The organism is Pseudomonas sp. QLc11A (assembly GCF_052112305.1).
Classification (GTDB): domain Bacteria; phylum Pseudomonadota; class Gammaproteobacteria; order Pseudomonadales; family Pseudomonadaceae; genus Aquipseudomonas; species Aquipseudomonas laurylsulfatiphila.
Genome location: NZ_JAVAJJ010000029.1, coordinates 41728 through 49024, shown reverse-complemented (window position 1 = coordinate 49024; position 7297 = coordinate 41728). Strand labels below are relative to the sequence as shown.

At 63.7% G+C, this 7297-nt stretch carries 6 protein-coding genes and 1 pseudogene; all 7 read right to left on the bottom strand.

What is annotated here, in order from left to right; all coding sequences use genetic code 11:
• Positions 1-234 precede the first annotated feature (234 nt).
• The 7 genes and pseudogenes from Q8X48_RS29090 to Q8X48_RS29060 all read right to left on the bottom strand — a co-directional run bounded on the left by Q8X48_RS29090 (position 235) and on the right by Q8X48_RS29060 (position 7265).
• Positions 235-1713 carry an aldehyde dehydrogenase family protein gene (locus Q8X48_RS29090; RefSeq protein ID WP_407802592.1) on the bottom strand — a complete coding sequence of 493 codons (1479 nt, stop codon included), beginning with the start codon at positions 1711-1713 and terminating at the stop codon, positions 235-237.
• A 294-nt stretch (positions 1714-2007) separates the two neighbouring features.
• A pseudogene (locus tag Q8X48_RS29085) lies at positions 2008-2475 on the bottom strand (NTP transferase domain-containing protein); the annotation flags it as partial.
• 39 nt (positions 2476-2514) lie between these two features.
• On the bottom strand, positions 2515-4023 hold the full coding sequence (locus tag Q8X48_RS29080; RefSeq protein WP_407802591.1) for an aldehyde dehydrogenase family protein: 1509 nt from the start codon (positions 4021-4023) through the stop codon (positions 2515-2517).
• The gene (locus Q8X48_RS29075; RefSeq protein ID WP_407802590.1) at positions 4010-5077 is read right to left on the bottom strand and encodes an aminoglycoside phosphotransferase family protein; all 1068 of its coding nucleotides are present in this window, start codon (positions 5075-5077) and stop codon (positions 4010-4012) included. The genes Q8X48_RS29080 and Q8X48_RS29075 overlap by 14 nt, the downstream gene beginning before the upstream one ends.
• Before the next feature lie 5 nt (positions 5078-5082).
• Entirely contained in the window at positions 5083-5427 is a 345-nt protein-coding gene (locus Q8X48_RS29070) for a cupin domain-containing protein (protein WP_015095618.1), read from the bottom strand.
• Between the two features lie 193 nt (positions 5428-5620).
• Positions 5621-5989, bottom strand: a complete 369-nt coding sequence (locus tag Q8X48_RS29065; protein WP_015095619.1) for a cupin domain-containing protein — start codon at positions 5987-5989, stop codon at positions 5621-5623.
• Positions 5982-7265, bottom strand: coding sequence for a nucleotide disphospho-sugar-binding domain-containing protein (locus tag Q8X48_RS29060; RefSeq protein WP_407802589.1), 1284 nt, complete (start codon positions 7263-7265; stop codon positions 5982-5984). Before Q8X48_RS29060 ends, Q8X48_RS29065 begins: the two co-directional genes overlap by 8 nt.
• Positions 7266-7297 lie beyond the last annotated feature (32 nt).

Genomic DNA, 7297 nt, shown 5'->3' with positions numbered 1-7297 from the left:
ACCTGCCAACCCCGCGTTATCGTTGACGACCATCGCGAGCGAGCTCGCTCCTACAGGGTTTGTGTTTTCGCCGGCGGCCAATGCCATCTGTAGGAGCGAGCTTGCTCGCGATAAACCCGAGAGCGCCACGGGATACCTGGCAACCCGCGTTATCGTTGACGACCATCGCGTTCAGGCTCGCTCCTACAGGGTTTTGTGGCCGATACCCCCTGCGGGGCACCTGCCAACCGGCGTTCACTTCAGGTACCACCCCCAGGGTTCGCCGTTGTAGCGGGTGATCTGCTTGGTTTCCAGGTAGTTGTTGTAGCCCCACTCACCCAGTTCGCGACCGATGCCGCTCTGCTTGTAGCCGCCCCACGGCGCTTCGACGAAGGTCGGCTGCGAGCAGTTGACCCAGACAATGCCGGCGCGAAATCCGCGAGCGACCCGTTCGCAACGCTGGATATCCCGGGACATCACCGCTGCCGCCAGGCCAAACGGCGAGTCATTGGCCAATCGAATCGCTTCGGCTTCCGTGTCGAAGGCGCGCAGGCACACCACCGGTCCGAAGATCTCCTCACGCCATACCGAGCTGTCCTCGGGGACATCAGCGAAAATCGCCGGCGTCAGGTAGTAACCCTTTTCCAGATTGCCCGGCCGCCCACCGCCCGACACCAGCCGCGCACCCTCTTGCTGACCGGCTGCAATGGCCGCCAGCACCTTGTCCAGTTGCCCCTGACTGACCAGCGGTCCGAGTTTCACCCCCTCCTCGAAACCCTGGCCGATCTGAATCTGCTCGGTTGCGGCAATCAGGCGTTCGAGCAACGCCGGGTACAACCCGCGCTCCACCAGCACCCGCGAAGTGGCTGAACAGACCTGGCCCTGATTCCAGAAGATCCCGAACAGAATCCACTCCACGGCGGCTTCAATGTCGCTGTCGGCGAAGATCACGAAAGGTGATTTGCCGCCCAGTTCCAGGCTGATGTTTTTGATATCGTTGGCAGCCGCCTGCATGATCTTGCGCCCGGTCGGTACGCTGCCGGTGAAGGCGACTTTGTCGACATACGGGTGTTTGGCCAGCGGCGCGCCCGCCTCGCGTCCCAGGCCCGTGATCACGTTCAGTACCCCGGCCGGCAACCCTGCCTTGTCGGCGATGCCCGCCAGCTCGAGTGCGGTCAATGGAGTCAGCTCCGATGGCTTGAGCACCACGGTGCAACCTGCCGCCAGCGCCGGGGCCACTTTCCACGAAGCCATCAGCATCGGGAAATTCCACGGAATGATCGCCGCGACCACACCGACCGGTTCCTTGATCACCGATGACGTGAAGCGCGCATCCGGCACATCGATCGACTGTTCACCCTGTTGATCCGACTGCTCGGCCAACCCGGCATAGAAATCGAAGCAACCGGCGGTGTCGGCGATGTCCCATAACGCTTCCGGCAATGGCTTGCCGTTGTCGCGCACTTCGATGGCGGCCAGTTCGTCCTGACGGATGCGAATGCCCTCGGCGATAAGGTGCAGTACCTCGGCCCGTTGCGCGCCCGACCAGCGTGGCCAGTCCCCCTCATCAAACGCCGAACGCGCGGCCGCCACCGCCCGGTCGACGTCCTCGAACGTGGCAGAGGCAACCCGCGCCAGCACCGATTCGTCACTCGGATCGAGCGTATCGAAAACACCGCGTTGAACCGGGGCAACCCACTCACCGCCGATGTACAACCGTTGATAGTCACCCATGGCACACTCCTTGATCCTGCGTTGCCGACGCTGCTGGTACAGCTGTTCGACGACCTGCAATTGCTCGCGGTCATTGACCCCGAGCACGTCGGTTTCCTCCACTTCCACGGCAGTCACCATCAGCCCCGCCTCGTTGGCCACCGCCACCGCATCGGTGAGGTAGTACTCGCCCTGGGCGTTGCGGTTGCCGATACGCTCCAGCAACCACAGGCAGGTATCTGCCCGCAGGCCCATGACGCCGCCATTGCAGAAGTTGATGTCCAGCTCCTGCGGGCTGGCATCCCTGGCTTCGCGGATCGCCCGCAAACGCCCCTGCTCCACCAGCAGCCGCCCATAGGGTCCCGGCCGCTGGGTGTGGAACCCCGCCACCGCCACCGCTGCGCCGTCCATCAACGCCCTGCGCAAGCGATTCAGGGTCTGCGGGGTGATCAGGGGGGAGTCGCCAAACAGCACCAACACATAGCCCTGCTGCTGGACCTGCAAGGCCGGTCGGGCGGCGAGTACCGCGTGGGCCGTGCCCCGTTGTTCGTGCTGGGTAAACACCTGTGCCGTCGGTGCGACCTGCCGCAGATATTCAGCCACCTGCTCGCCGCCCGCGCCCACCACCACCGCCCGTTGCTCGATACCGGCCGCCTCCACCGCCGCCAGCACATGGCCGAGCAGCGGCCGGTTGCCCACCGGGTGCAGCACCTTGGGCAGCGGCGACTGCATCCGCTTGCCCTGCCCGGCCGCGAGAATCACCGCCAGCGTCGACCCGCCCATGTTGTCGCTCATCACGATCCTCCTGTGTGCATCCGGGCTTCAGGCCGGATCGCGATAGAACACATCGTCGGCGTAGGGATACCACCAGTCCTGAATCTTCGGCTGGTGATCGATGATGACCATTTTCGAGCGGCGGAACGCTTCCAGCCCCTGACGCCCGAGCTCGCGCCCAAGGCCAGACATCTTCCAGCCACCGAACGGCAGCGCATCGTTGTCGATCAGCGGGTTGTTGACCCAGACCATCCCCGCTTCCAGGCGCTCGGCGGCCTCCATGGCTTCGGCCAGGTCCGTGGAAAACAGCGAGGCCCCGAGGCCGAACGGCGAGTCGTTGGCCAGCCGCACCGCCTCATCGAAATCGCTGACCCGGCAGATCGCCGCCACCGGGCCAAAGCACTCTTCCTGAAGAATCGCCATGTCACCGGTTACGCCGGTGAGGATGGTCGGCTCATAGAACCAGCCGACCGTGTGCTGGGGTGGAATCCGCCCGCCACACACCACTTTCGCGCCCTTGGCCACGGCGTCATCGACCAGGCGCATGACTTTGTTGCGGGCCGCTTCGCTGACCATCGGCCCGATCTCCGAGCGCTCCAGGCCATGGCCGATGCGCAGGGCGCGGGTGCGCTCGGCGAATTTCGCGACAAATTCGTCATGCACCTCGTCCACGACATAGAGGCGCTCGGCCGAGGTGCAGATCTGCCCGCTGAGATGGAACGCAGCCGTCACTGCACCCGCCGCCGCGACATCCAGCGGCGCATGCCTGGAGATGATCAACGGATCGCTGCCACCGGCTTCGATCACGCAAGGCTTCATCCGTTCGGCACAGGCCACCGCCACCGCCTTGCCCGCAGCCACACTACCGGTGAAGGCCACCGCGTGGGTCTGCGCCGACTGCACCAGCAGTTGCGCGGTCACCGCATCGCCCGGCACACAGGACACCAGCCCCGGCAACAACGCGCTGAAATGTTCCATGAACTTGAGGGTGCACAGGGTTGTGGCTTCCGCCGGCTTGATGAGGCAGGCATTGCCCGCCGCCAGCGACGCGGCGACCGTCCAGCACATCAGCAGGATCGGAAAATTGAACGGCATGATGTGCACGCTGACGCCATAGGGCTCGTAGCGCACATGCTGGAAGGAGCCGATCTGCGTGGTGCCGGCGACCTTGCCGGCATCGTCCCGGGCCATTTCCGCGTAGTAGCGAAAGATCGGCGCGCAATTGGCCAGCTCGCCCATGGCCTCGGGAAACGGCTTGCCCATCTCCAGGGTCATCAGGCGTGCGACTTCGCGGTTGCATGCCAGGTTCTGCTCTATGGCATTGGCCAGTTGATGCAGGCGCGCGGCGCGGCTTTTCGCGTCCACCAGGCGCCAATGTTTTTGCGCGGCGGTGGCGGCATCGATGGCGGCTTGCACATCGGCATCGCCACACACGCCGACTTGCCCGACCGGTTGCAGGGTCGCCGGATCGAGCACCTGGCGCACGCGGCCATCGCTCAGCGGCAGGAACTCGGGGTTGATGAAACGCAAGGCAGAATCGCAGTTAAACGTGGCCATGGGATGATCCTTGAACCAATCGATAAGGGGTTTGACGCAATGTCGCCAGGGTCGTGGCGGGCAGCTCTTCTCGCCAGCCCGGCACGTGCCGGTCGAGCCACTGGCGCAGGGGCGCAAAGGCCTCGGCGTCCAGCGCGCGGACAAGCAGACCCAGGGTGCGCGGCAGGTGCGCCAGGTAACCGTGCTTGCCGTCGCGGCCGGCCAGGCGCACGAAAATCCCCAGCACCTTGGCGTGACGCTGGGCGGCCAGGCGCCGGTAGTCTTCGAGAAAACGCAGCGCGTCCAGCTCCGGACGCTGCAACAGGTAATGGCTGATCAGTGCCTCCCGCAACGCCTCGGGCACATCGCGCCGGGCGTCTTCGAGCAGCGACATCAGGTCATAGGCCGCCGCCCCGGCCAGGGCGTCCTGGAAATCCAGCAAGCCGCAGGCGGCGACACCTTCGCGGCCTTGCAGCAGCATCAGGTTGTCGACGTGAAAGTCGCGCAGCACCAGGGCTTCGCGGCGCTGGGCGACGTCACCACAAGCCTCGGCGAACAGCGCCAGATACTCTTCGCGCAGCCCCTGTGCCGCCTCTTTGCCGATCAACAGCGGCACGTACCAGTCGATAAACAGCGCGCACTCGTCCGCCAGTCGCTGCGCGTCGTAAGGTGCCAGTTCCGCCGCTGGCGCTGCGCGATGCAAGGCCACCAGCGTATCGACCGCCAGGTGATACAACGCCGACTCCGAATGCCCGGCCAGCAGCAGCCGGGTGTAGGTGTCGTGACCGAAATCCTCGATCAGCGCCAGCCCCGCCTCTTCATCTACTTCCAGCAAGGCCGGCGCAGACAGGCCCAGCCCTTGCAACTGCCGAGCGATCCGAACAAACGGGCCGATGGGTTCGCTATGGGGCGGCGAATCCATCAGCAACAGGCCGGCACCGTCCAGGCGGAAATAACGCCGGGTCGAAGCATCCGCCGGCAAGGCCACCAGCGGGGCCCCGGCGAAACCGGCGCCTGCCAGAAAGGCAGCGCGCTGGTCTTCACGGGTTGGCAATGACGCCAGTGCATCTGTCATGGCAGTCACCGGATCATGTAGACCTTTTTGATGGTCTCGTGGACGGTGCACACACCCTTCCAGTCCTTGCCGAAGAAGGCGGCGGTGTCGGGCTTGATCTCGATCACTTCGCCGGACTCGTGGACATACGTGCAGCGGCCTTCGAGGAAGTGGCAGAACTCGTCGCTGGTGACATGGCAAAACCATTTGCCCGGGGTGCAGATCCAGATGCCGCATTCGGACTGACCTTCGGGGCCTTTGTGCAGCACCACGCCGGAAACGCGGGATTCACCTTCGAGCATGGTCGGGATCACGCCCCAATCCTTGACGTCGGTAATTTCCAGCGGGTTGTACAGAAACGGGGTAGTCATTCATCTTCTCCAAAAAATTCCGTTGGCCCAATGCCGATCAGATAAGGGTTGGAACACCGCGATCCTTGTGGGAGCGAGCTTGCTCGCGATGGCGGCGGGTCAGTCAACATTGATGTTGAATGTTATTGCGCCATCGCGAGCAAGCTCGCTCCCACAGATTTCGCCTTTTAACCGTTGAGGTTCAGGTTCAGGTTCAGGCCAGCATGTACACATTGCGCAGGGTTTCCCGGACGTCGCATTCACCGGTCCAGCCGGCCGGGAACAGCACCAGGGTGTTGGGTCGTACTTCGATCACTTCGCCGTTGTCGTTGCGGTAGGTCGCGTGCCCGGCGATGAAATGGCACAGCTCGTCCCGGGGAATCGACAACCGCCAGCGCCCGGGGGTGCACACCCACAACCCGGTTTCCGGGCTGTTGTTCGGGCCTTTGAACAGCAAGCGCCCGCTGGAATGCGAGACGCCTTCGATGGCGTCGCTCTGCACGCCCCAGTCCACCAGGTCGGTGCGGCTGCTGACGGCTTCGAGGTACGGCGTGATACCCGCCGTGGTGGATGAATCAGGCATCGTTGAGCACCTTGTCGAGAATCGCGGCCGCGTCTTGCGGTCCTTTGCGAGATTGCATCTGCGCGCTGGTGCGCTGCAGGCGTTGGCGCATGGCCTCGTCGTTGAGGCAGGCGTGGAGTTTTTCTGCGAGCTGCTCTTCGCTCCATTTGTAGCGGTCGAGCTTGAAACCGTGACCGCTTTCTTCAGCGCGCATGGCGTTGTCGTGGCCGTCCCAGACGTAGGACATGACGATCGCCGGTTTGCCGAAGAACAGGCACTCGGTGAAGCTGTTGTTGCCGCCGTGGTGGATCACCGCGTCGACCTGGGCGATCACCGACGGCTGCGGGAACCAGTTGGAAATCTGCACGTTGTCCGGCAGGTCGGTGTATTCGTCCAGGTGCTCGCCGACGTTGAACAACGCCCGGTAAGGCAGCTTGCCCACCGCCTCGATCAGGCGCTTGAGCAACTCGACATCGCCGGAACCGAGGCTGCCGAAGCTGGCGTACAGCAGCGGCTTGTCGTTGTGGGCACGGAACGGTGGAATCTCGTACGGCGTGTCGTGACGCACGCAGCCTTGCAGGTAATGGAAACGCTCGGCCGGCAGCGGATGGCGGCGGTCGAACTTGACCGCATCCGGGTACAGCAGCAGGTTCATGAAGGGCGAGGTTTCAAAGAAGGTCCCCAGCGGATAAGGCGCTTCACCGTGGGCCTGGAGGAACTGGTTGAAGTCCTCGTGGATCGGCCCCACCACTTCCTCGAAGCGCTGGCGAAATTGCGCGTGGCCGGCCTTGTCATCGATGCTCATGCCCGACAGGTGCGGCGGGATATCCGGGTCTTCGATCTCGTTTTCCGAGCAGGAAATGATCCGCACCCACGGCTTGCCGTATTGCTTGATCGCCGGGAACAGGATCACGTTGTCGACGCAGATCAGGTCGGGCTTGACCTTGTCCAGCACCGCCGGCAGATCCTTTTGCGCCCACTTGGCGGTTTCGACGATGGCCGCCCAGCACTCCTTGACGTAGTTGTCGATCTGCTCCAGCGGCGACTTGCGGAAATTCGGAATGTGCCCGTTGATGAAGTCGACCCAGTAGCGGGCCATCTCTTCGGCCGGCATCGGTGCCGACATGTTGACCATGTGCTCCTCGAAACCATAACCGGCGTAGACACCGCTCATGCCCGGATCGGTGAGGAACACCGCTTTATGGCCCAGGGCTTCACAGGCCTGGGCGATACCCACTGAGTTCAGCGCCGGGCCGTAGGCGGCTTCGGGGAAGAATGCGATCACTTTCTGTTTCATCGAGTGCTGCTCCTGCCTGGTCTTTTTATTGT